The organism is Desulfomicrobium apsheronum (assembly GCF_900114115.1).
In the GTDB taxonomy this organism is placed as follows: Bacteria; Desulfobacterota; Desulfovibrionia; order Desulfovibrionales; family Desulfomicrobiaceae; genus Desulfomicrobium; species Desulfomicrobium apsheronum.
Genome location: NZ_FORX01000001.1, coordinates 89,104 through 112,904 on the forward strand (window position 1 = coordinate 89,104; position 23,801 = coordinate 112,904).

Below are 23,801 nucleotides of genomic sequence, written 5' to 3' on the forward strand. Positions count from 1 at the left end.
GGAGTGAATATGAGCGAAGAGAAGAAACTGGCCGAAGAATATGAGGAATTGTCCTGTTCCTGTCCGGAAATGCCGCAGTTGGATTTTGGGACCTTTGTCCTGTCCATGAGCTCTTCCGCCCTGGTCTATCTGGGCGAGGTACCCGAGCCCGAGAGCGGGCAGACCATGGAGAATGTGCTGGCCGCCAAACAGACCATCGACATCCTGTGCATGCTCGAAAGCAAGACCAGGGGTAATCTGACGGATCAGGAAGCCCGACTGCTTCGGGACATGCTTTTTGAACTGCGCATGAAATACGTGCAGAAGGCAAAATAGGGGGATCGAGGATGATGAAGCGCGTCGGTCTGGTCGGGGTTACCGGCTACACGGGAATGGAGTTGACCCGCATCCTGCTTGGCCATCCCAGCCTGCGTCTGACCAAGGTCACGTCGCGCAAGGAGGCCGGACAGCCCCTGCAAAGGATTTATCCCTTCCTGCAGGGCACAAAGCTTGGCGATCTTGAGATAACAACTCCGGACTGCACGGTGCTGGCGGCTGATTGCGACCTCGTCTTTCTGGCCGTTCCTCACTGCACGGCCATGGAAATGGCCGCCGAGCTGCGCGGGCTTGGAACCAGAGTCGTGGACTTGAGCGCGGATTTTCGTCTGCGCGACCACGAGGTCTACGAGAGCTGGTATCAGGTGCCGCACACCCAGTCCGCCCTGCTGGCCGAGGCCGTTTACGGACTGCCCGAGCTCTACGCCGAACGCATCGCCGGAGCCGGGTTGGTGGCCAATCCCGGCTGTTATCCGACATCCGCCATCCTGGCCCTGTATCCGGCGCTGGCCGCCGGACTCATCTCGCCCGAGGACCTGGTCATCGATTCCAAGTCCGGAACCACCGGGGCCGGGCGCAAGGCCGGGGTCGGCACTCTCTTCTGCGAGGTCTCGGACACGTTTCGGGCCTACAACCTGACCAAGCACCGTCACACCCCCGAAATCGAGCAGGAGCTGGGCGTGGCCGCAGGGCGGGAAATACGTCTCTCCTTCAACACGCACCTTCTGCCCATCAATCGCGGCATCCTGACCACCGCCTACGCCAAGCTTTCCCCCGGCGCGGATTTGGAAAAAATCCGGGCCTGCTACCAGGAGTTTTATGCGGGCAAACGCTGGGTGCGTCTTCTGCCCCAGGGCACCCTGCCTGAAACCAGATGGGTGCGCGGCACCAATTTCTGCGACCTCGGGCTGGTCACGGACCCGCGTACGGACAGGCTCATCGTGGTCTCGGCCATAGACAACCTTTGTCGCGGCGCCTCGGGCCAGGCCGTTGCCAATGCCAACCTCATGCTGGGCCTGGAAGAGGGTGCAGGCCTTCCTTTTGCGCCACTCATGCCTTAGAGGCTTTTAATGCCAGAACAAATGCCTGAACAGTTTTATGACAAGATCTTTGTTGCCAGGCAGCCCATTTTCACTGCCGAAATGAAGATTTGGGGCTATGAGCTGCTTTTCAGGCATGGGGATACCCAGTCCGCCGTGTTCACGGACGGCGACCAGGCCACGACTCAGGTCATCGCAGACGGCTTCGCCCTGGGAGTCCGGGGCATGGAGAACAGGATCAAGGCGCTGATCAACTTTCCGCGCAATGTCCTTCTTGGCCATGCGCCCTATGTGCTTCCTTCCGAGCGTTGCGTGGTGGAAATCCTGGAGACGGTTCTGCCCGAGGATGATGTCATGGAGGCGTGCCGGGAGCTGAAGGCAAACGGCTACACCCTGGCTCTGGATGATTTCGTGGGAGATCCCGGTTTTGAGCCGCTGTGCGAGATCGCGGACATCATAAAGGTCGATATCCTGGGCAAGACACCGAGCGAGGTCAGGGCCATCGTCAACGGCCTCAAAGGGTACAAGGTCCGGCTCCTGGCCGAGAAGGTCGAGAACATCAACATGTTCAACGTCTGCCAGCGCCTCGGCTTCGAATATTTTCAGGGGTATTTCTTCAGCAAGCCCGAGATCGTCCCCGGACGGAAGCTCTCCGCCAGCCAGAGCACCAAGATCAAGCTTTTGAAGGAACTCAACGAATCCGAGGCGGAGCTGTCCCGATTGGTGGAAATCATTCAGACGGACCTGTCCATTTCCTATCGCCTGCTCAAATACATCAATTCCGCCCGCTTCAGCCTGCGCGGCAAGATCGAATCCATCCAGCGCGCCGTGAACATGCTCGGTCGTCAGAACCTGCGCCAGTGGCTCCAGGTGGTCATTTTGTCCGATATCAATTCCACGGACAAGGGCCAGGAACTGGTCCGAATATCCGTGCTGCGTGGACGCTTCCTCCAGCTTCTGGCCGCATCCGGCACCGCTCCGTTTTCCTCGGACAGCATGTTCGTGATGGGCTTTTTTTCCGTGCTCGACGCCATCCTCGATCAGCAAATGGAGCAGGTCCTCGACGAAATTTCCCTTGACCCGGACATCAAGGCCACTCTGGTCGACCCTCAAAGCGAGCACGCCGTCTGGGTCGGGTTCTTGAACGAGCTTGACCGTGGCAGTTGGGCCGGACTTGAGGACAAGGCGAGGCAGATGGGCATTCCCATGGAGCTGGTCGACAACGCCGCCATCGAGGCCGCGATATGGACCGATGAAGTCATGGGAGATGCGTCCTAGGGTGGGCCCCAGATACTCGCGTTTTGATTCTGGGGAGCCTTTTTCACTGTTTCAAGGTCTGTAATTTGCGAAGGGACGCGCGATGCGCTCCTCAAAAAGGACCCGGTGATGGAAGAGACGTATCCTGAGCAGCTTTACGACAAGTTTTTTGTCGCCCGGCAGCCCATATTCACGGCACGGATGCAGATCTGGGGCTATGAGCTTCTTTTCCGTCACGGCGAAAACATCCAGGAGGCCGTGTTCGCCGACGGGGATCAGGCCACGACGCAGATCATCGCCGACGGCTACAACCTCGCGGTACAGGGGTTGCGTCAGGGAGCCAGGGCGCTGGTCAATTTTCCTCGCAGCGTGCTCCTCGGCGAGGCTCCCTATGTCCTGCCCGCCGATCAGTGCGTGGTGGAGATCCTTGAGACCGTCCTGCCGGAAGCCGAAGTCATCTGCGCCTGCCGGGAGCTCAAGAGGCGCGGCTACATGCTGGCCCTGGACGATTTCGAAGGCGGACCGGGCCTTGAACCCCTGTGCGAGATCGTCGACATCATCAAGGTCGACGTCCTCGGCAAGACTCCGGCGCAGGTCGAGGCCATCGCCAAGGGGGTCAAAAAGTTCGATGCGCTGCTGCTGGCCGAGAAAGTGGAGAATCACGACGTCTTCAAGGTGTGCAGGAAGCTGGGCTTTACGTATTTTCAAGGCTTTTTCTTCAATCGTCCCGAGCTTATACCCGGTCGAAAACTTTCCGCCTCGCAAATCAACAAGGTCAAACTGTTAAAGGAATTGAGCGCCCCGGACGTGGATACTTCCCGTCTGGTGGAAATCATCCAGACGGACCTTTCCATTTCCTACAGGCTGCTCAGATATATAAATTCCGCATTCTTCGGCCTGCAGGTCAAGATCACCTCCATCCCGCGCGCGGTCACCATGCTCGGATCCCGGAATCTGCGACAGTGGCTTCAGGTAGTCGTCCTGTCCGATGTCGGCACCGAGGACAAGGCTCACGAGCTGGTCCGTATTTCCGTGCAACGGGCGCGTTTTCTGCATCTTTTGGCAATGAGCCGTCCTACGGTGTTCGACCGGGACGGCATGTTTTTTCTGGGCTTTTTTTCCCTGCTCGACGCCATTCTGGATCAGTCCATGGACCTGGTGCTGGAGGAGATCCCCCTGGATCCCGCCATCAAGCGGGCGCTGACCGATCCGGATGACACCAACGCGGTCTGGATAGCGCTGCTTGACGAAATAGACCGCTGCAACTGGAAGCGCCTGAACAGGAAGGCCGAGCAGCTCGGGGTGCCCATCACTCTCGTCAACAGGCTCTCCGCCGAAGCCTCGATCTGGGCGGTCTGGGTCACGAGTTGAGCGGTGCAACCCTGCTTGACGGAGCGATGTGATGGCGTGTCAACGAATCGTAACAACTTTACATTATTCCAAACATAATCAGCTTCCAAGGTGTTCGCATGGTTGAGCTTTTTTCGTATCCCGCGTTTTTTTACACCATGGCCCTCATTCTGGGCCTATGCCTGGGCAGTTTCTACAACGTCTGCGTGCACCGCTATCTGGTGGGCAAGTCCGTGATCAGCCCCGGCTCGCATTGTCCGGCCTGCGGTCACGTGCTGTCCTGGTGGGAAAACATCCCGGTCCTGTCCTATCTTCTGCTTGGAGCCAAATGCCGCTCCTGCAAGGGGAAGATCCACTGGCGCTATCCGGCCGTGGAGCTGCTCTCCGGAGTCCTGGCACTGCTCTTTGCGGTCAAATTCGGCCCGACGGCGCAGTGGTTGACCTATATGGTATTTCTGGGGATTTTTCTGGTGGCTTCCTTCATCGATCTGGACTCCTTCATCCTGCCCGACGTCCTGACCTATCCGGCGGCCGTCCTGGCCTTGTCCACCCCGCTCTTTCTGCCCGTCGATTGGCTTGAAACCCTGCTTGGCGGTTTTTTCGGCGCTGGAATATTTCTTCTCTTGCAGCAGGCCTATCTGCGTCTGCGCGGGATCGATGCCCTGGGCACCGGCGACATAAAACTCATGCTCAGCCTTGGTGCGCTGGTCGGGCTGTCCCTGCTGCCGCTCATGATCCTCCTCTCCGCCCTGTGCGCCCTCATGGTCGCCGTGATCTACCTGCGCCGTCCCGAAGGGCAGGGCCTGCGCACGGCCGTCCCCTTCGGCCCGTTTCTCTGTCTCGGGGCGGTGCTGACCCTGCTCTGGGGAGAAGAGCTGCTTCTGATGATCATGAACCTTTGAAGCGGGCTACACGTCCGGGGCGCGCAAGGGGATAGTCCGGCATGGCCGGGTCGTGGAGGAGCGTACGCCGCCATAATGAATCTTGGGTTGTTTTACGGTCAGGTCAGGGCAGGAAGGCCTTGGCGATGAGATAGAGGTCGTTGAAGGGCGTCCCGGACTTGATGGCGGACATCATCTGCATGGACAGGTCCATCTTCCTTTCCGTGGCTTCGAGGATTTCCTTTTTGACCAGATTGAGGCGGAATTTGACGAAGTCGTAGTCGAATCCGTCATGGATGAGCATCAGGCCGTCCTTGAAATATCTGGAGGAGATGTATTCCTGAAACCCAAGAAGATGCTCCACCCCGTTTCTTCTGGCCAGCATGCAATAGAAGATGAGGTTTATGATGAGCGCCTCGATTTTTAGCTTGTGGTCGATATTGAGAAACTTGGTCTTGTTCAGCTCGGCGTTGTCCAGATTCCTGAGCATGAGCTGTGCGACCTCGAAGACCTGTTTCTCGAAAATGGGCGCGATGTGGAACTTGGACAAAAAGCGGACCATCACTTTTTGCGGGTTCTCCTTGGACACGATGCCCAAGAGGCCAATGGCCATGAGTACGTATTTGCGATGCAGTTCGCCCAGGATGTTTTTCTTTCTGACCTGAGCCAGCTCTTCGCAGCGGGTGGGCGAAAACGAGGAGGCGGCCAGTTCCAGGAGAAACCTGACGTGGGGTTCGCGGGTGTGCTTTGCCTCCTCAAGCAGGAATTCGTCGCCCCTTTTCTTGGAGTCCATGGTTTTTTTAACGGACAGCCAAAAAGCGGCCACTCCCTCCAGCGGCATCTCCATGAGGTCGAATTCCTTGGGAGCCGTCAGCGACTTGGCACTGGCCCCGAGCAGGAGCTCGGCGACCTGTTCATTGATGTTGCCCGCGCCGTTCATGGGCCTATTCGAAGCAGAATTCCAGGGTGAAGGTCCCGGCTTCGCAGGAGAAGGGGATGGCGATGGCCAGGGCCGAGCTCATGTGCGCGATGGTGTGGTTGTCGCCCATGATGACCGAAGGGGTGGAGCCTTGCAGCTTGAGGCCCATGTCCACCAGCCCGACGCGGGCCTGGCCGGAGATCATGTTCGTGATCTCGCCCATGGCGTCCTGCACGTCCTGCAGGATGTCCTCGATGGCGTCGCCGAGCATCTGCTTGACGATGTGCACGGCGGTCTTGCGGTCAAAGGAAATGGAGAAGGTGCCCTGCTTGTCTCCGGTGATGCCGATCACGGCAGAAACGTCGCCCCGGGCCATTTTGTCCTTTTTGACGTAAGGCGTGCCGGCCACGACTTCAAGGGCGGCCATGGCGGCGAGAACATCTTTTGTTGCTTTTATGAAGGGTTTGGCCAGCGAAGGGTCCATGTGATTCTCCTTGGGGGGTGCGTGGATGGAAAAACTTCACACCGTGGAATTTCATAAAGAAAATTTGTGGGCGGGGTCAACCACAAGACGGGAGCAAGTCCTGGATTTTTTGGCGGGCAGAAGGGTTTCGATGTCCGCCAAACACTTCAGGCCGGGTGCTCTGCCTCGGTGCGTCTTGAGCGGGCATGATGGAGGCGCGACCTTTGTCTGCATTTGAATTTCACGCGTTATGACGAGATGCTTGCCAGTCGTTCCCAGGCTCTCTACATGGTGCTGATTCGACATTCTAAGGATTTTGTCCGGACAAGCGATGCACGGAGAAAAGCATGAAGCAGCGGGTCAAGGAACATTTATGCCGGGTCTACGGCTTGGGCATGGATGACATCGATGAACTTTACGGCCTTGGTTGCCAGACGGTGGCCGCGACGCTGAGCCGCCTTGAAACTGCCTTTTCCGGCGCGGGTGACGAGCAGGAGATCGCGGACGCGGGACATATGCTCAAAGGGGCCCTTTTCAACATGGGGCTTTTGGAACTCGGGGAAATGGCCCGGGCCTTGGAACTGGCCGGCAAGGACGGGTACATGGAAGAGGCGCGTGCCGTGTACGAGAGGCTCCGCCCTGCCTTGAAATTCTTCTGAGGTCCCCATCGTTTTCGGCGCTCTTCCCTCCTGCGCCGGGCATCCCGAGGACGTGCCCATTCGCGTCCGCATGGCGGCTGCTCTAGTCGTGGTGATGATGCGGCTCGTCGCCCAGGGGGTGGGCATGCACATGCCGGTGCGGCAAGTGCGGCACGTCGGTCACGAGGCGGCCGTCCTTTATGGTCATGAATCGTGAGGTCGTTTGCGCCAGAAAGTCCCAGTCATGCGAAATGATGATGCGGGCCGTGGGCAGGGCGGCAAGGATCTCGATGATGCGTTCCCTGGTCTGCGGGTCCAGTCCGTTGGTGGGCTCGTCCAGCAGCAGCACCTTGGGCTGCATGGACAGGATCGTGGCCAGTGACACCAGCTTCTTTTCCCCTCCGGACAGGCGGTGGGTCAGGCGATTTTCGAACCCATCCAGGCCCAGCTCCTTCAGGGTCGCAAGAGACCTCTCCCGTGCTTCGTCCACGGACATTCCCAGATTCAGCGGGCCAAAAGCCACGTCGTCGAGCACTGTGGGGTTGAAGAGCTGGTCTTCGGCGTTCTGCAGGACCATGCCGACCTCGCGGCGCAGGGCCTGAAATTCCTTTTCACCACGCACCGCCCTGCCATGGAAAAGGACCTTGCCGCGTTGCGGAGCCATGAGGCCCATGACAATATGGAAAAGAGTGGTCTTGCCGCTGCCGTTGGTGCCGTAGAGCCCGATTTTCTGTCCGGGTTCAAAGGCGAAGTTCACGTCATGCAGCACCGCGTGGCCTGAAGGATAGGCAAAGGACACGTCCTGCAGGGCGAAAATGGGCGTTTCAGACAAGGCGTATCTCCGGAAAAAAGTCCATGAGCACGATGCCGACCGTGGCCGCCATCCACAAAAAGGCGAAGATCGCGTCCCTCGGGCGCGCCCTGAAGCGGACCACGGAGACGAAACGTCCCTGGAATCCGCGCAGGACCATGGCCTGATAGACCCGGCTTGAGCGGTCGAAGCTGTTGACCAGGACCATGGCCAAAAGGTTCCCGATGGTGCGGTAGGTGTGCATGCCGGTGCGGGGAGTGAACCCGCGCAACCTGGCCGCCGTGACCAGCCGTTGCCATTCGTCGGCGATGACGTGCAGGTAGCGGTAAGTGAAAAGGAACAGGAATACCAGCTTGGACGGCACGCCGAGGCGGTCCAAGGCGTGCCCCATGGTCGGGGAGTCCATGGTCGTGACCAGGGCCAGGAATGTCAGCAGGATGGCGTTGGACTTGAGGGTGGCGAGCAGAACCAGCTCGGCGCCCTCTCGGCTTGCCGTCAGCGGGCCCAGGGTCGCCAAGGGCGTGCCGGGCATGGTCAGGGGCACGGTCAGCCACAGGAAAAGAATGAAGACGTTGACCAGGGCCACGCGTTTGCAAAGCATTTGAAGGGGCGGCGCGCTCAGGCTCAGGACCGCCACGGCCGGAATCAGCGCCGATCCGGCCGCTATTGGGTCTTTGAGCAGGGCCACGCAGATGGAGAAAAGGGCGGCCATGGCCAGGCGCATCCTGGGGTCGAGGCCGTGCACCAGGGAGCGGCCCCGGGCAAAGGGTTCGTCAAACACGCGGACGGCTCTTGAAATAGGCGGCTATGCCGACCAGGCCGAAAATCCAACCGATGCCACCGATAATTTCCTGCATTCCCGGCCCGGCCTGGCTTTGTTCGAGCAGGCTGCGCTTGATGGGGGCAAGCTTGGCGTCGAGGGCGGCACTCACCACTTCTTCCACGTCGGCCCGCGATAGCCCCTGTGCATTGGAGGCCGCGTCAGCCGGGCTCCCAGGGGCAACGGCAGCGGTCGCCTTCTCCCCGTTCGGCGCAGGAGTCTTGGGAGCCGAGGCTTTCATGAATTCCGCAGCTTCCACGATCCACTCGTTTTGATGCCCTTCTCCGGCCTGAAGCAGGATGCGCAGGTCGGCTCCTGTTTTTCGCGCCTGGTCCGGGACGGGGAAACGGAACAGGCCCTCTTCGTCTGTCCTTCCCTGCAGCAGCGTTTGACCGGTGACGGCGTCACGGACCTCGATGGTGCCGTGCCTGACTCGTTTGGATTTGCTGTAGCTGCACTCGGCGACAATCTCATTGCCATCCACGTAGGCGAAAATGTTGACCCGGTGCGCCAGGGCCGGGCCCGAAGTCAGCAAGGCGAAGACAAGGAGCAGGAAAAGGCTACGCACGTGTTCCTCCTTCAAAACTTGATGCAAAATGCAGGAGTTCGGGTCGGACCCTGGACAGAAAGGATACGGCCAGCGTGGTCACGATACCCTCGACGATCATGATCGGGACATGGGCCAGGAAGAGCAGCCGTGCGGCCTGGAGGAAGCCTTCGTCCGTCTGGGCCAGGGAGAGGGCCGTGAGCAGGCCCGCGCCGGCCACGGACAGGGCCCCACAGCAAAACGCCGCCAGCGTGCGTATCCGCCCGGGACGGGACAGGAGTGGGCGCAGGAGCAAAAAACAGAGCACGGCCGGAAAAGCCATGTTGAAGGCGTTCACGCCCAGGACAGTGAAGCCTCCATACTGGAAGAGCACGGATTGCAGCATGAGCGCCACCAGGATGGCCGGAAAAGCGGCCCAGCCGAGAATGGCTCCGAGGAGTCCGTTCAGGATCAGGTGGGCGCTGGAGGGCCCGATGGGTATGTGGATGAGCGAGCCGACAAAAAAGGCCGCGGCCAGGATGGCCACGGTCATGAGCCTGTCGTAGTCGAGTCGACGCAGGCCAAGGGCCGTGCCGCCGACGGTCAGGACCGCGCCCAGGCCCAGTATGGCGGGAGATAGAACCCCTTCGGAAATGTGCACTTTTCTGCCCTCTCTTCAAGTGGTTCGGCGAGGCATGACAAAAAGCCGGGCATGTGTCCATGCCCGGCGCATGTTCCGGGTCCCGGAGCGGGACCCCGCAAGGCTCCCTATTTGCGCACGGGATCGAGAAACTGGGTCCACAGCACCGCGCCCAGCTCCACATCCTTGGGCGTACCTTCGTGGTCCATCTTTTCCGCCGCCGTGTTCAGGGCCGCAAAGCCCCACCATCCGGCGAAAGGCACGGCATAGGTGAACACGCCGTCGGCGTCGGTCCTGACTACCTGAGTGATCATGTAGTCGTTTGGCGCTTCGTACTTTTTGTCCTTGTTGTAGAATTCCACCTCGACGTCCGCGCCTGCCACGGGCTTGCCGTCAAGGAGCACCTGGCCCTGGAAGACATTGCCGGCATAGTTTCCGAAAGGCCGGGTCAGGGGAACGATCTCGGTCTTGAGGCCAAGGGGGGCGCCCCAGCCTTCTTCCTCGCCGAAGGCGGCGATCACGGTCTTGGTGTAATGGATGATGAAGCAGTCCTCGGCCGGTTCCCAGTAGGGTGTGGGTTCCATGACAAACTGGTACACGCCGGGTCTTTTGATCATGTACTCGGCGGTCCAGGACGGATGTTCCATGATCGTGGCGGGTTTCAGGGCATCCTTCATCTCCTGCGCCTCTCCGTCCTCGAAAACCTTGAACGAGGCCGGAGAGGCAAGGGGCATGCCGACCATTTCCATGGGATGGGAAAAGGACAGGGCAAGGGAAACGGTCGCATCCTTTTTTTCCATGACGATGTCAGATGAAGGGATGACCATTCCGAAATGGGCCAGGGCCGCGCCCGAAAAACAGAAAATCATGGTGAGACAAAGCGCGAGAGTTCTGAACATGGCAATGCACCTCCCCTCCTGGCCGGTCTTTGGCAATACGGATCGCGCCAGGACTTGCGAGTTGAAACTATGGAATTGGAAAACCGGCCTCAAGAATAACACCAATTGAGAAATAATAACATCGATGACCATAGGTATGCGGGAACTCGCGTTTTTGTCAACAACCGGATTTTATTGGGAGTCTGGATGCGGGGATATGCGGCGGGCTTGGTTTGTCTAGGGCGGCTCAAGGACGGTGCAGGCAGAAAGGGCCCGGCGCGTATGCTACGCGCCGGGCTGAAAGAATCAGGCGGGTTTGTTCCGCTTGGGTCCTGACCATACCTTTTGTCCGGCCTTGCCGGATTTCGCGCCGGGGAGCGCGGGCCCGCGTTTGCGGGCCACGGGTGGCGCGGCCTTGTCGTGGGATTGTGGTTGCCTGGCGGAAGTGGGCGGAGTCGTGGCGGCGGATTCCTTGCGAGTTTCAGGGCCTGCGGGGTCTGGCCTTTTCTTGCCGCCCCGGCCGGGGCCGAAAGGACGCGGAGCCGGGCGCAGGGTCTGCGCGGAGTCGCCCGTGGCCGGGACAAGGGCGCCGCGCACGAGCTGCACCTGTTCCAGGGCGATGTCCAGATCCTGGGCGTAACGCTTGGCCAGACGGCTCTCCGCCTCGGTCATGAGCGACAGCACAAGGCCCTCGGCCCCGGCTCGTCCTGTACGCCCTGCGCGGTGCAGGTAATCGCGGCTCTGGCTTGGCACGTCCACGTTGACCACCAGTTCCACACCGAAAATATCGAGCCCCCGGGCCGCGATGTCCGATGCGATGAGCGTCTGGGCCTTGCCTTTGCGGAAATCATCCAGGGCGGCCTGGCGCTCGAACTTGTCGTGCGCGCCGTGCAGATCGGCCACGGCCAGCTGGTGATGTTCCAGGCGTTCGGACATGCGCTCGGCGCTGGCCCCCCGGTGCACGAAGACCAGGGCCCGCTCGGGGGAAAGGCCGCGCAGCACCTTGCGCAGCCAGTCGGTCTTGTCGCGTTCCTCGCAGACCAGATAGCAGTGCCGGATGGCCGGGCTGATTCCGTCCTGCGTGCGCACGAAGTCAAGGTTCGGGGCCAGCCCGCGAGCGATGCGGGTCGTGGCCGGGCCCTCGGTGGCGGAGACGAAGACGAAACGAGTCTCGGGACCAAGCTGGCCCGTGATCTTGCGGATGTGCTCCAACCCTTCCTCGATGAGCAGGCGATCCGCTTCGTCAAGGACCAGCCATAGGGTTTCCTTCAACTTGAGTTTTCCAAGCTCCATGAGGTGCGTCATGCGGCCGGCGGAGCCGATCACCAGATGGGGCTTTTTCTTGAGCCCCTCGATCTGGCGACTGACTGCGGCCCCGCCGATGAGGGACTGCACCCGTACGCCAAGGCCGGCGTCCCGGGACAGGTCCGTGGCCACGCGGTGGATCTGCATGGCCAGTTCGTGAGTGGGAGCCAGGACCACGGCCTGCACGTGCATGCTCTCGGCGTTGATGCCCGCCAGAATGGGCAGCAGATAGGCGAGCGTCTTGCCCGAACCGGTCCGTGAGACCAGCATGGCCGATTTTCCGGCCATCAGCACCGGCAGCGCGGCCTCCTGCACGGGCAGGGGCGTGTCGAGTTTGCGGGTTTGCAGGGCCTGAACCAGAGCGGGCGGGAGCCCAAGGGAATCAAAAGACATATATATCCTTGTCGGCATGGAGCCGTGACTATGGAGAAAAGGAACCGCGCCGGAACATCCGGAGCGGAGGAAAAATCATTCGGAAGGCATGGCGGGCTGCTCATCACTTGAGGCCACGACCCGGTTGCGCCCCGATCTTTTGGCCTGGTACATGGCGCTGTCCGCTTTCTGCAGCAGCTTCGCCATGCCGTCATCACCGTCTTCAAGCCGAGGGGTCATGGACGCCACGCCAAAGCTCACGGTCACGAAGGGCGCCACCTGGGATGCGCCATGTTCCAGGTGCAGGTCCAGCACCGCCTGGCGCAAGGCCTCGGCCACATGCGTCACGCCCTCGGCGTCGGTGTCGGCCAGGATGACGGCAAATTCCTCGCCTCCGAAGCGTGCGACCAGATCCGCCGGGCGCTGCATCATGTGCTGCATGACCGCCGCCACGGCGATAAGGCACTGATCACCCTGCAGATGTCCATGTTTATCGTTGTAATCCTTGAAAAAATCCACATCCGCCAGGATGATGGCGATGGGGGTTTGATCGCGCATGGCCCGCCGCCATTCCTGCTTCAGGCAATTGTCGAACATGCGGCGGTTGGCGACTCCCGTCAAGCCGTCCAGGAGGGACAACTGCTTCAACTGTTCGTTGGCGCGCTTGAGATCCTCGGTGCGTTCGCGGATGGTTTGCACCATGTTGTCGAAGCTTTTGGCCAGGATTCCGACCTCGTCGTTGCGCCGCAGGTCGATGCGCAGGGAATAATCCCCTTCCTTTTGCAGCCTGGCCGCATGGCTGGTCAACCTTTGCAGGGGCCTGAGCACAACGGCCTGCAGTAAAACGTTCAGCAAAACGAGCACTAAAAGTCCGGACGAGACCACCAGGACCATGGCGTAGCGGATGCTCGAGATGCCCTTTTGGGTAATATCCCGGAGAAACAGATAGTTGATGCCGAAGATGGGCGACCCTGTCGGATCGAGATATGTCCCGCAAACCTTGACGAATTCGCCTTCGTCCAGGGTGAAGTAATCGAGGTCGTCGATGCTGGCGGAAGTGACTTCATTTTTGCCGCATAGCGTCTGTTCTTGTGTGTAGGGGTAGACGATTTCAAAGTCGATGCGGGTTTGTTCGCCCAGGGTTTTGACCATGTCCTGGTTCAAGATTCGCCCGATGACCAGGAAGCCGTTGCCGGGACCGCTTCCATCAGAACGCAGGATCTGCCGTGTGGCAAAAAGCAGGGGGCCAAGCTCGGTATTGACGACTCCGTTCATGCCTTTTTGCCCTTCTTCCGCGCCCGGAATTTTCAGCAGCGGGTGGTCCGGGGCGATGCGTCCCTGCTTCAGCAGGTCAAGAGAGATGGCACTTTGTTGAGTCGTGTCGCGGGCATTGCTCCAGACGATCGTTCCGTCCTGCGCGCAATAGATCATTACATTCACCGAAATGCTGTCCAGCGCTTCGTCGTAGAGATTGCTTGTTTTGTAGGTCTCGGAACGTGTGTTCATGAAGTCGTAGGTATCGTCCCAGGTCGCCCAGTCGCGGCAGATGCGCTCCAGATGATAGTTTTCCCTGTCGATGGCGTGAAATATGCGTTGCAGGTTCTGTCCCGCCTGCTGATGTTCGAGTTCCAGAAAATTGGGGTAGACGACAAAACGTTGGACGAAAAAATCCGCCACGCCCAGAGAGGCGAACAGGACAAGGATGATGGTGAACACTTTGGCGCGGATGGACATGAAGACTCCTTGAACCGGCGATGCAATCAATAACGATAAAGATTACCCGAGTTTTTTTACAGGTACAAGCCGCAAGAACCCCGGGCTTGCGCTAAGCATGGGCCGAGGCGTAAGAACAAGCCCTTCAGGCGGGCTTGTTCTACAGGAGTTGACCTGGACCCGGTCACGTTCGCGCCGGGCTGCCCCTTGACTCTCCGCACGTCAGCCAAGGAGGATTTTTGTGGCTTCGGAACTCAAACCGTCAGTGAATTTTGAAGAATCCCTGGGGCTTTTGGACATTCGCGTCGGGCGTGTCGTTTCGGCTGAACCCTGCGACGTGACGCCAAAGCCCACGTACAGGATGGTCATCGACTTCGGAAAATACGGCCGACGCGTCAGTTACGGCCGCTTCACCGCGCATCCGCCGGAAGAGGTGGTCGATCGACTGGTGCTTGCGGTGCTCAATTTTCCGCCGCGTCGGATGGGGGAGGTTGTCTCGGAAGTGCTGGTTCTTGGCGTTCAGTACCCGGGCAGGGACAGCGGCGAAGCGACATTCGTTTCCCCGGCGGTCAACGCCAAGATCGGCAGCAAGCTTTTCTAGGACGGCCATGAAACCCTACCTCTACGCATTCGGCGCGGTGCTCTGCTGGGCGAGTCTGCCGGCGGCCACCGGCAGCGGTCTGGACGGACTCGATGTCACCGAGCTGCTTTTTTTCAGCTTTGCCCCGGCGGCGCTTTATCTCGTGGCGCAGGAGATGATCATCTCCCGGCGGCGGGCCATCCCCTGGCCGGATCTGAAGCTCACGGCGCTGGGCATGGCCGGCATCTTCGGCTACCATGCGCTGTACTATCTGGCCCTCGACCACGCGCCCCTGGTGGAGGGAGCCATTCTGACCACGACCTGGTCTTTCTGGATAGTCGTCATGTCCTCCATTCTGGCCAATAAGCGCCTGTCCCCTCCTGTTCTGGCCGTGGCGCTGGTCGGACTCGTGGGCGCGGGCCTGGTCGTGTCCGGAGGCAAAGGCCTGCATTTTGAAGCACGCTATCTGCCCGGCTACCTCATGGCTCTCGGTTGCGGGCTGGTCTGGAGCAGCTTTTCCGTGGCGCTGTCCCTTCTTCGGCTCACCCGTGACTACATGCCGGCCTTCACGGTCCTGGCCGCCCTCTTTTCCTCCCTGCTCTACGCCGCAAGCGCTCCGCAGGCCCTGCCTCCGGTGGGGGCCCTGCTCTCGGCCCTTTATCTGGGCCTGGTGCCGCTGGGGCTTTCGTTCACGCTCTGGAACCGTGCCGTGACCACAGGCAACATGACCCTCATCGGTTATCTTTCGTACCTGACCCCGCCTCTGGCCGTGCTGCTGGCCGCCCTGACCCGGGGCGCCACCGTGACCCCGCACGCCGTGATAGGCATGGCGATCATTCTTGCGGCGGCCTTTGTCGGGAGAAGACTGAGCTGATCGCTCCGTATTTTTCGGTTTGCATATTTACAGAACGGGTAAATCCGGGCCAAGAGAAGATCCATGCCTTTCGCGTCGACGAGTCCGTGGTGGGCTTGCCCGGCGCCGGTCGGAAATTTCCGTTGATGGGCGAAAATCGGATCTGGTCTGCCATGAATACCCAAGACGTCTACGACAGCGCTTCCGGACTGGGCGCTGTACACATGTCCGTCGAGGACCTCCTGAGCTTCATGAACGATTTCCCGGCGCTGCTCTGGCGCATTGAAATCGCGAAATCCCGCATTGAATTCCTGAACAACAACTACATCGTCTCCAACGGCCTGGACGGAAAGCTGCTGTTGAAAAATATCCGGTATCAGCAGGACGTGGTCGTGCCGGAGGATGCATACCTGATCGGCGCCTTCATGGAATCCGTGAAGAAGGGAAAGACGGCGGCTACCATTTTTCGTGCGCGGTGCGCGCAGAACAGGATCGCCTGGCTCAAGATCACCGGGGCGACGAATTCCTGGGACCCTCGCTACTACTATGGATTCCTGCTCAATGTGACCGATACCGTGGAACAGATAAAGGCCATCCTGGACAAGGACGTCGACATCTGGTCCCTCCTCGACGACACCTACAACGCGGCTCTGGTCCTGGACTATGATTCGCGCAAGGTTCTGTGTTGCAACGCCGCTGCGTGCGACCTGTTCGAGATGAACCGGGGGGAACTGTTGAGGCTGACCCTGAACGATCTGTACCGCGAATCCATGAAGACGGCGGTGGAGAGCATGCTGGAGCAGGTTCTGCTGCTCCGCAAGTGGACCGGGAAACTGGACTTCTATCAGAGCGGCAAACGTGCTTTTTTCACCTCGGAGACCGTGGTCCGCCATATGAACTGCGGCGGCAAGAGACTCTTGCGCGTGAAGTTCGCAAATCCCAAGATCGGCCGGGAGAGAGCGCGTCCGCGTCGCCTTTTTTCCGATGATTCACGCCGGGAACGATTGATTCACGAACTGTCGATGGTCAGGGACGACATCGAGGCCGTCATGCGGGTGGCGTTCGAGTCCGCTCTCGACGACGAGAAGTACGACGTGATCATGTTTTCCGACGTGCATGTGCGCAGGAACCAAGTCTATGTATATTACGCCGGAAATCAGCCCATGTCACTCGAACAGGGACACAGGTTCGCCTACTCCGGGACCATTGCCGAGGATATCAGCCGCTTCCAGCTCTCCCACCTGACCGTGGACGACACCCAGGAGAGCATCAAGCCCATCGACTGGGCACTTTTCGTGCCCCAGGGCATCCGCTCCTATTTCGCCAGGCCTTTTTTCAGCCGAGGCGCCCTGCGCACCGTCCTTATCGTGTGTTCGCGCAGGCCAAACACCTTTTCGGGAGTCACTGTCGGCGATTTCGAAGATCTTCTGGCGCCGATCAACGAAGCCGTAAAGATGTGGCGTCAGTCCGGGCGGCGCTGAATTTCCCTGCATTCGCGGATATCTTCCGGTTCTACCAAAAAACCGTTTTTAAGCGCATATCCGGTATCATGGTGCAACTGTCCGATTAAATTGCGGACGGCGTTGCCATGGATCGATATTTTCCTGTATGGGTTTACCAAATCAATCTTTGAAGGAACCAATGCGCGATGGAAGATCATGGCCGTCTACTGAATCAGCTGGAGCTGGTTGTTCTTGAAAAAGGGTTGCAACCCGGCGACAAGCTGCCGCCCGAAAGAGAGCTTGCCGGGCAAATGCTCGTCAGCCGCAACACGCTGCGCGGGCTTTTGCGTACCCTTGAGGCCCAGGGCCTCGTTACCATCAAGCCGGGCAGCGGAACATTCCTGCGCAGCAGACTGGCCGGGATCGCTCATCTTCACCGATCATCGCGACAGGCCGCGGCCGATCAGATCAAGGCCGCCTTCCTGTTTCTGCCGCCCATTCTGGGCAAGGCCCTGCAAACCATCTCCGTGCCGCGAATCAACGATCTGCAGGCCGGCAACATCGCCCTCAGCCAGGCGATGTGCGACGGAGACCCGCTCAGGGTGTGGTCAGAGATCGCCCTTTTCTTCCGTCTCATCGCCCAGGAGACCGAAAACTATTTTCTGGTCAAGACCGTGGAGCAGATGTTCAGCGTCGACCCCTCGTTCGTGGATCATTTCTTTCAGACCGACCGCGACATTCTCGAGGATATCTTTGCTGGTCACGTCAGCATCCTGCAGGCGCTGCGAGAGCGAAACGCCGGCAGGATCTCCTCGCTGACCGGGCAATACCTCCTGAGCATCTGCCGGGCTCTGGAGGCGGGCAATAAATTTTCCGTCTGGGAGTCCGTGTCGCACAGGTCGCACGGAGAGGATGCACATGAATAGTGATGTTCAGCTGAATCGAAGGTTTTTTTTCAGGAAAAGCGTGGCGCGCATTATTGATTCCGTATGCAATGTATGCAGCAAAGAAGATGCACATTCATCAATAAATGAACAAAAAAATGAAATAAATGCATTGTGGAGTGATTTTACTCCTGAAATGATAAAATTAGAAGCGGATCGTCTTGGGATTGATCCTGAAGACAAGGCCGCGCTTTTCGACAGGATTCAGCAGGAAATGCTGAGTGCAAAGAGCTGATGTATTAATTTTGAAAAAAGAGAGGAATTCTTGTTGAGCACATGAATTAATCAGACCGTATAAAAAAGAGTCGGGGCGAGTTGTTGGTCGCAGGACGCCCCGCTCTTCACCTATGCCACAAATTCCAACCCAACCAAGGAGGACTTATGGAGAGGTACGGAGAAAATTATCTTGAGGAGCGAAAGCTTGTCAAGCGCTGGCCACAGCCGATTCCGGCGATCGTCGCCCTCGTGCTCACGCTGGCGGTGTTCTACGGCTCGTGGTGGATCTTTCAGGATCCCAGAGGACTGATGCGCATGTACACGCCGTACGTGGGTTACATGTATACCCGCTGGTGGCTGATCATGCTCATCTGGATGGTCTACATCTTCAACTTCTGGCCTTTCAGGCGCAAATGGCTGGAGACCACCCACCCCGCCATCAAGGGGGCTGTTCTGACCGGCATCTCGGTGGTCATCCTCTGGGTGCTGATCAAGGGATTCTTTGAATACTTTCTGGGCAATTTCGGACTGGCGTATTTCAATCCCGAGCAGTTGACCAAGCTTCCGGGGATCACCGAGTTCTTTGCCATCGAATACGCGGCGCTGGCCTGTCTCATGTTCGCGGCCATCGCCTCCTGGCTCAGTCCGGCTTGGGTCGTGGCCTTCGAGGAAGTGCCCTGGCAGGGAATGAGCCAGCCGGGCAAGGGCATCAGCATTCTGGTCATGACTTTTTTTCTGAGCACCCTGGTCTATTTCGTGACCATGCATTCGCACATGGGCATCCTCTACTACCCGTGGCAGTATTTCACCTCCATCGCCCCGCCGTACTGGGAGCAGTTCGCCGATACGGTATCCGGGAATTTCCATGTCTCCTGGATCATGTGCGCGACCGTGACCGTTTGGATGGTGGAAACGATCTGGGAGCGTTTTCCCTTCAAGCTGATCAGGACCAACTGGCTGCGCCGGGTGGTGGCTTTTTTCGGCATCATCGCCATTGCCTGGGCCATGCACCTCTTTTTGTACTTCGCCCAGGAACTGACCTGGGGCGAAGCCATCCGCGGCACGCGTCGCGACTTCGCGCCGGACTGGCGCTGGCTGCATGTCGGCGAAATGGCGGTTTTCTGGCTCGTTCCGGCCCTTTTCATCAACTTCTACTGCGACAATTGGCCCCGGCGCTTCAGCCTGCCCGTCAACGTGCTCGTGCGCACGCTGGTGAGCATCGCGGCCGCGATCATGCTCTACCTCTTCTACTACTCCACCTCCCATTTCTTTCTGGGCACGCAAAAGGGATTTTCCCATCCCCAGCAGTTCCCTATGATTCCAACCATCTGGCTGATCAACATCTGGCTGGTCCATCACTGGTTCATGGACAACTGGCCCGCCTGGAAAATGGTCCCCAAGACCGCGACCGAGATCGCAGCAGATCACGCCGCCGAAAAGGCCCAGCTTGACGGCCTGCGCTGGAGTCCCGCCCTGGGGCTCGGGCTCGGAGTGGGGCTGGCCTGCGGCGTGGCGGTGTACTTCATTGTCCTGAAGGCGCTGCCGCTGGCGTATCAATCCATCACCATCATCAAATAGCCGGCCGGGCAGGGAGCAATCATGAGTAACGATCAGAACACGTTCAGCCGACGCAACTTCTTCAAGGGCGCCGCCATGGGTGCGCTGGGCGGAACCGTCCTGGCCATGGGGGCCTATTCGTACAGTCCGTGGCGCAAGTCCTTTCTCTCCAGTGCCGAGCGAAAGATGGTCGACATCGGGGTGTGCAGGAACATCAAGGTGACGAACATTTCCGAGACGAGCTGGTTCAGCAACGCCGATCTCATGGGCGACATCAAGGGCGCGGGCGGACTTTTGGTCAACCAGTACAGCTACAACTGGCCGCCCTTCGCCGACGGCACGGGCCTTGGCAACGGCAGCTACGAGTCGGGCATCGCCAAGATCAGGCACCTCTTGCCTCACGACCTCGAAGAGGCCTGGGCAATCACCGAGAAACTGGCGGTGCATCCCGAGAATGCCGGGGGCTTCGCCTGCCTCATCGAGGTCGAGGACATGGACGGGACCAAGCACAAATACCTGCTCGATAGTGGCTGGTCCTACAAATGGATGGACGAATGTTTCAAGCGCGAGGGCATCGACGTAATGCTGAAGAATCGGGAGATCAAGGCCCTGTTCATTTCGCATGAGCACTTCGATCATTATTGGGGCGTTCCGGTCACCTACAAATACGACCCGACCATAACCACCTATGTCCCGGACGGTTTTTACAAGGAAGGGCTGCAATATCTCAAGGACGCAGGGCACAAGGGCAAGGTGGTCACGGTCAAGGCCGGGCTCCAGCACGTATCCCCGGGATTCGCCTCCTATGTGTTCGGTGTTCCGATCATTTGCCGAGTCTATGGAGAGCAGTCACTGTACTTCAACGTCAAGGATGTCGGCCTGGTAAGCGTGACCGGTTGTTGCCACCAGAGCATCATCCAGTTCGCGGAGACCGCCTACCGGGAAATCCAGTATGAAAACGATCAGCTTCACGGGATATACGGGGGGCTGCACATCTCGCCCTTTGAGGACTGGGACCCCAAATACGACGATCTGGTCATTTCCCTGGGGAAATACGGTTTCCAGAAAATTGGGTGCAACCACTGCACCGGCATTCTGTGCGCCAAGAAATTCGTCGAGGCCGGTTACCCTGTGATCAAAGGGACGGCCCGTTTCGGTTCCAAGGATCCGGTGTATCTCGGCAACGGCGACAAGATCGGCTTTGGCGTGGATGTCTAACCGAAAAAGGATCATGACTCTCTCCGTCGGCGGCGGCCTGTCGCCGACGGAGATCAGCGCCTTGCGGGTGCCTGCGGGTCATGCATGGAGTTGCCATGTTGTTTGACGCTTTTTTGCCGGGGGATTTGTTCAGGCATACCCCGCAGGGCATGCAGGAACTCTTTCGGATCATTTTGATGCGCACGAATTTTGTGCCGGTGCTGCGCCATGTCATCGGATGGCGCGGTCTGAAACAATTGACCGGACCGGTGGAGGGCTGGACCGCAAGAATCCATGGCTTCGACGGTGTGTTCGGAATTTTTTTCGTCGGTCTGGACAATGGCCCGGGCTGGATCCGGGGCGCTTTTCGCCTGCATTATTTTCCTCACCCGGACGAAGAGCTGGTCGAGCGGTGTTCGCTGCAGGCCGCGGCCTTGAGCCAATCCGGTGATTACATGACCCGTGTGCGCGATTTCATGTCGGACCCGGCCTTCGCGGATCTCTTTTACATCGCCGACCTGACCATGGGCGTCGATGCCGAAAGGAAGAGCCTGACGCTGGGTCTTGAGGGGTTTGAGGCGCTGCGCATTGTTTGCGAGGCGGGCGTGACCGTCGAACGGGACGGGCAAAGGATCTGCCTGATCGAGCCCGGCGGACTTGATTCCAATTTTCCGGCCTTTGCCACGGCATTCGGATTTTTTGATATTCTGGCGGCCTCCATGACCTTCAATCTCGGCCAGGCCCCGGGAGGTTTGCTTCTGGTCCGCATGCCCGGTTTCGAACTCAGACGTTGCCCGAAGGGGCAAATTTCCGAGACGATAGCAGATGACAATTGCCGGATACGCTTGACGCTCCGCTACGGGCAGGCGCTGACTGGCGAAGAGAATGGGGCGCAAGACGCGTGCGGCGAGACGTGCCGCATTGTTCATGACTGGGCGTTTGGCGAGCCGGTTCCGGAAGAGTTTGCGGATCGCCGGTGGTGGACCGCACATCGCCTGCAGGGGGCGTCGAGCATCGACAAAAAAGCCCTGGGCGTGGACGCGAGGCCCCCACTTATCGTGCTGACGGGTTTTTTGGGTTCGGGCAAGACCAGCTTTCTGAAACACTTCATCGAATACCAGACCCAGCACAGCCGTTTCGTGGCCGTGATCCAGAATGAGATCGGATCCGTAGGCCTGGACGGCAAGCTGCTGGATTATGCCGTGACCGAGATCGACGAAGGTTGCGTGTGCTGCAGCCTGTCAGGCAGTCTGAACCGGGCCGTGAAGGGCATCGTGTCTTCCTTCGACCCCGATTACATCATCGTCGAGACCACGGGCCTGGCAAACCCCTTCAACATGCTGGAGGAAATGGAGGAACTGACGGAACAGGCCCGTTTCGACTGCATCCTGACCGTCGTGGACGCACCGAACGTGCAAAAGACTCTCGCCGGGCATCCCATCGCCGTCGATCAGATCCGGGCGGCGGATATCGTGATGCTCAACAAACGGGATCTCGTCGGCGTGGAGGGCCTTGAGTCCGTCATGCGAATGGTGAGGGAACATAACCCGCATGCGCCCGTGTTCCCTGCGGTGAACGGCGAACTTCATCCGGCCCTGGTTCTGGATGCGGATGATCGTCCGAACAGGGCTTTGGCGAACAAGGGCGGCGAGCGGCATCATCTTTCGCATATGCACGAGGGACTTTGGTCCAAAAGCGTCCGGCTTGAGCGCCCGCTTGAGCGTGAGGCTTTCCTTGCAACCGTGGATCGCCTTCCTTCCTCCATCTTTCGCGCCAAGGGAGTCATCGAATTCGCGGATTCTCCGCAGGCCCTGCTTTTTCAATATGTGGGCGGACGCTACGAAATATCGATCTTTCCCGAACAGTCCGACACCGACCGGTTCGTGACGCTCATCGGCCAAGGCGGTGATCCCCAAAGCGCGGCCGAGGCCATAACGGCTCTGAGTGCGCTTTGAGGGCTGAGACAAATTCTGGGCGACTGGAAAAAATTCGGATCATTCGGGTGTCGAGAATTTTTCGATGCGATGAAGGAGGAATATCTTCAACCATTTGAAAATATTTCGTTTTTGTGGAGGCGCAGGGGCGATAATTTCATTCCAGTGCGGGGAAGAAAAAGCTGAAAAGGCTTGGGCGGCAAGGGGCCACAAAAGAAAAAGGCTTAAGAGTTTTGCTCTTAAGCCTTAGATTTCTTTGGTAGCGGGGGCAGGATTTGAACCTACGGCCTTCGGGTTATGAGCCCGACGAGCTACCATGCTGCTCCACCCCGCGCCATGTGAGAAGAGCTTTCTATGTAGGTTTACAAGCCTTGTCAAATGCTATATTCACTTTTTTCTTATGAAAAACACAATTAATAAAATTTCTTTAATTATTCCAGTGTATAACGAAGAAGAAAATCTTCGTGATTTGTACTCCGAGATAACCCGTAGTCTGTCAGGATTGACCTGTCCTTGGGAGCTTGTCCTGGTGGATGACGGCAGCACGGACTCCAGTCTGGCCGTCATTCGGGACCTGGCCGGGGCGGATGAGCGTGTCCGCTTCTTGTCCTTTGCCAAGAACTGCGGGCAGTCCGCCGCCTTTGCCGCCGGGTTTCGCTATGCCGCCGGCGACGTGGTCGTGACCCTGGACGCAGACCTGCAGAACGATCCCGCCGACATTCCGGCCATGCTTCAGGTCTATGCCCAGGGCGTCGACATGGTCATCGGCTGGAGGGCCAAGCGTCAGGACAGCGTGGTCAAGCGCTACGCCTCCCGCTTTGCCAACTGGGTGCGGAACAGGATCAGCCGTGAAACTGTCCGTGACACGGGCTGCTCTCTTAAAGTAATGCGTGCGCAGATGGTCAAGCGGATTCCCATGTTCACGGGCATGCACCGCTTTCTGCCCACCCTCATGAAGCTTGAGGGGGCGCGGGTGGCGGAGGTGCGCGTCAACCATCGTCCACGCAGCAAGGGCGTCTCCAAGTACGGCATTTGGGACCGGGCTTGGTCCTCGGCCTATGATCTGCTCGCGGTGCGCTGGATGCAGAAGCGGCACATCGGATACGTGGTCTCTGATACGAACGTGAAATGACTTTTCGGGCTTGACCCT

24 protein-coding genes and 1 tRNA gene are annotated in these 23,801 nt (G+C 58.9%); 15 read left to right on the plus strand and 10 right to left on the minus strand.

From position 1 onward, the window contains the following. The first annotated feature begins 9 nt into the window (after window positions 1-9). From BMZ40_RS00370 to BMZ40_RS00390, 5 genes are all read left to right on the plus strand, one after another. Window positions 10-315, plus strand: coding sequence for a DUF1844 domain-containing protein (locus BMZ40_RS00370; RefSeq protein ID WP_092372174.1), 306 nt, complete (start codon window positions 10-12; stop codon window positions 313-315). A gap of 11 nt (window positions 316-326) precedes the next feature. Continuing rightward, window positions 327-1,376, plus strand: coding sequence for an N-acetyl-gamma-glutamyl-phosphate reductase (argC, locus tag BMZ40_RS00375; protein WP_092372175.1), 1,050 nt, complete (start codon window positions 327-329; stop codon window positions 1,374-1,376). 21 nt (window positions 1,377-1,397) lie between these two features. Further along, a complete protein-coding gene (locus BMZ40_RS00380; RefSeq protein ID WP_245750987.1) occupies window positions 1,398-2,633 on the plus strand; it encodes an EAL and HDOD domain-containing protein in 1,236 nt (411 codons plus the stop codon). Between the two features lie 108 nt (window positions 2,634-2,741). Beyond that, window positions 2,742-3,983, plus strand: a complete 1,242-nt coding sequence (locus tag BMZ40_RS00385) for an EAL and HDOD domain-containing protein (protein ID WP_092372177.1) — start codon at window positions 2,742-2,744, stop codon at window positions 3,981-3,983. Between the two features lie 98 nt (window positions 3,984-4,081). Further along, window positions 4,082-4,864, plus strand: a complete 783-nt coding sequence (locus tag BMZ40_RS00390; protein WP_092372178.1) for a prepilin peptidase — start codon at window positions 4,082-4,084, stop codon at window positions 4,862-4,864. A 103-nt stretch (window positions 4,865-4,967) separates the two neighbouring features. Here BMZ40_RS00390 and BMZ40_RS00395 read toward each other — a convergent pair whose 3' ends face one another. Both BMZ40_RS00395 and BMZ40_RS00400 read right to left on the minus strand, forming a co-directional pair. Continuing rightward, entirely contained in the window at window positions 4,968-5,783 is an 816-nt protein-coding gene (locus BMZ40_RS00395) for a MotA/TolQ/ExbB proton channel family protein (RefSeq protein WP_092372179.1), read from the minus strand. 4 nt (window positions 5,784-5,787) lie between these two features. Further along, window positions 5,788-6,246: a chemotaxis protein CheX gene (locus BMZ40_RS00400; RefSeq protein ID WP_092189884.1), complete on the minus strand. Its 459-nt coding sequence runs from the start codon at window positions 6,244-6,246 to the stop codon at window positions 5,788-5,790. A 326-nt stretch (window positions 6,247-6,572) separates the two neighbouring features. On the opposite strand from BMZ40_RS00400, the gene BMZ40_RS00405 reads away from it, so the two are divergent. Beyond that, a complete protein-coding gene (locus BMZ40_RS00405; protein ID WP_092372180.1) occupies window positions 6,573-6,884 on the plus strand; it encodes an Hpt domain-containing protein in 312 nt (103 codons plus the stop codon). Window positions 6,885-6,966: 82 nt separating this feature from the next. Here the strand turns inward: BMZ40_RS00405 and BMZ40_RS00410 are convergent, their stop codons facing one another. From BMZ40_RS00410 to BMZ40_RS00440, 7 genes are all read right to left on the minus strand, one after another. Next, the gene (locus tag BMZ40_RS00410; RefSeq protein ID WP_092372181.1) at window positions 6,967-7,695 is read right to left on the minus strand and encodes an energy-coupling factor ABC transporter ATP-binding protein; all 729 of its coding nucleotides are present in this window, start codon (window positions 7,693-7,695) and stop codon (window positions 6,967-6,969) included. Then, entirely contained in the window at window positions 7,688-8,455 is a 768-nt protein-coding gene (cbiQ, locus tag BMZ40_RS00415; RefSeq protein ID WP_092372182.1) for a cobalt ECF transporter T component CbiQ, read from the minus strand. Before cbiQ ends, BMZ40_RS00410 begins: the two co-directional genes overlap by 8 nt. Next, a complete protein-coding gene (locus BMZ40_RS00420) occupies window positions 8,448-9,062 on the minus strand; it encodes a cobalamin biosynthesis protein CbiL (RefSeq protein WP_092372183.1) in 615 nt (204 codons plus the stop codon). Before BMZ40_RS00420 ends, cbiQ begins: the two co-directional genes overlap by 8 nt. Beyond that, the gene (gene cbiM, locus BMZ40_RS00425; RefSeq protein WP_092372184.1) at window positions 9,055-9,681 is read right to left on the minus strand and encodes a cobalt transporter CbiM; all 627 of its coding nucleotides are present in this window, start codon (window positions 9,679-9,681) and stop codon (window positions 9,055-9,057) included. Before cbiM ends, BMZ40_RS00420 begins: the two co-directional genes overlap by 8 nt. A gap of 107 nt (window positions 9,682-9,788) precedes the next feature. Beyond that, window positions 9,789-10,559: a DUF4198 domain-containing protein gene (locus BMZ40_RS00430; protein ID WP_092372185.1), complete on the minus strand. Its 771-nt coding sequence runs from the start codon at window positions 10,557-10,559 to the stop codon at window positions 9,789-9,791. Between the two features lie 285 nt (window positions 10,560-10,844). Then, window positions 10,845-12,236 (minus strand): DEAD/DEAH box helicase, encoded by a 1,392-nt coding sequence (locus BMZ40_RS00435; protein ID WP_177192938.1) that lies wholly within the window; start codon window positions 12,234-12,236, stop codon window positions 10,845-10,847. A 75-nt stretch (window positions 12,237-12,311) separates the two neighbouring features. Then, the gene (locus BMZ40_RS00440; RefSeq protein ID WP_092372187.1) at window positions 12,312-13,949 is read right to left on the minus strand and encodes a sensor domain-containing diguanylate cyclase; all 1,638 of its coding nucleotides are present in this window, start codon (window positions 13,947-13,949) and stop codon (window positions 12,312-12,314) included. 220 nt (window positions 13,950-14,169) lie between these two features. On the opposite strand from BMZ40_RS00440, the gene BMZ40_RS00445 reads away from it, so the two are divergent. The 8 genes from BMZ40_RS00445 (at window position 14,170) to BMZ40_RS00480 (ending at window position 22,672) form a co-directional block, all read left to right on the plus strand. Beyond that, on the plus strand, window positions 14,170-14,529 hold the full coding sequence (locus BMZ40_RS00445) for a tRNA-binding protein (protein ID WP_092372188.1): 360 nt from the start codon (window positions 14,170-14,172) through the stop codon (window positions 14,527-14,529). A gap of 7 nt (window positions 14,530-14,536) precedes the next feature. Further along, window positions 14,537-15,382, plus strand: a complete 846-nt coding sequence (locus BMZ40_RS00450; RefSeq protein ID WP_092372189.1) for a DMT family transporter — start codon at window positions 14,537-14,539, stop codon at window positions 15,380-15,382. Window positions 15,383-15,534: 152 nt separating this feature from the next. Further along, on the plus strand, window positions 15,535-16,842 hold the full coding sequence (locus tag BMZ40_RS00455) for a nitrogen regulation protein NR(II) (RefSeq protein ID WP_092372470.1): 1,308 nt from the start codon (window positions 15,535-15,537) through the stop codon (window positions 16,840-16,842). Between the two features lie 167 nt (window positions 16,843-17,009). Further along, window positions 17,010-17,729, plus strand: a complete 720-nt coding sequence (locus tag BMZ40_RS00460; RefSeq protein ID WP_092372190.1) for a FadR/GntR family transcriptional regulator — start codon at window positions 17,010-17,012, stop codon at window positions 17,727-17,729. Then, window positions 17,722-17,982 (plus strand): hypothetical protein, encoded by a 261-nt coding sequence (locus BMZ40_RS00465; RefSeq protein WP_092372191.1) that lies wholly within the window; start codon window positions 17,722-17,724, stop codon window positions 17,980-17,982. The genes BMZ40_RS00460 and BMZ40_RS00465 overlap by 8 nt, the downstream gene beginning before the upstream one ends. A gap of 146 nt (window positions 17,983-18,128) precedes the next feature. Continuing rightward, on the plus strand, window positions 18,129-19,541 hold the full coding sequence (locus BMZ40_RS00470) for a hypothetical protein (RefSeq protein WP_092372192.1): 1,413 nt from the start codon (window positions 18,129-18,131) through the stop codon (window positions 19,539-19,541). 21 nt (window positions 19,542-19,562) lie between these two features. After that, on the plus strand, window positions 19,563-20,738 hold the full coding sequence (locus tag BMZ40_RS00475; protein ID WP_092372193.1) for an MBL fold metallo-hydrolase: 1,176 nt from the start codon (window positions 19,563-19,565) through the stop codon (window positions 20,736-20,738). 95 nt (window positions 20,739-20,833) lie between these two features. Further along, entirely contained in the window at window positions 20,834-22,672 is a 1,839-nt protein-coding gene (locus tag BMZ40_RS00480; protein WP_177192939.1) for a CobW family GTP-binding protein, read from the plus strand. Between the two features lie 236 nt (window positions 22,673-22,908). On the opposite strand, the gene BMZ40_RS00485 is transcribed toward BMZ40_RS00480, so the two are convergent. Next, window positions 22,909-22,985: transfer RNA gene (locus BMZ40_RS00485), tRNA-Met, on the minus strand. Window positions 22,986-23,051: 66 nt separating this feature from the next. Between BMZ40_RS00485 and BMZ40_RS00490 the strand changes: the two genes are divergently transcribed. Continuing rightward, on the plus strand, window positions 23,052-23,783 hold the full coding sequence (locus BMZ40_RS00490) for a glycosyltransferase family 2 protein (RefSeq protein WP_092372195.1): 732 nt from the start codon (window positions 23,052-23,054) through the stop codon (window positions 23,781-23,783). Window positions 23,784-23,801 lie beyond the last annotated feature (18 nt).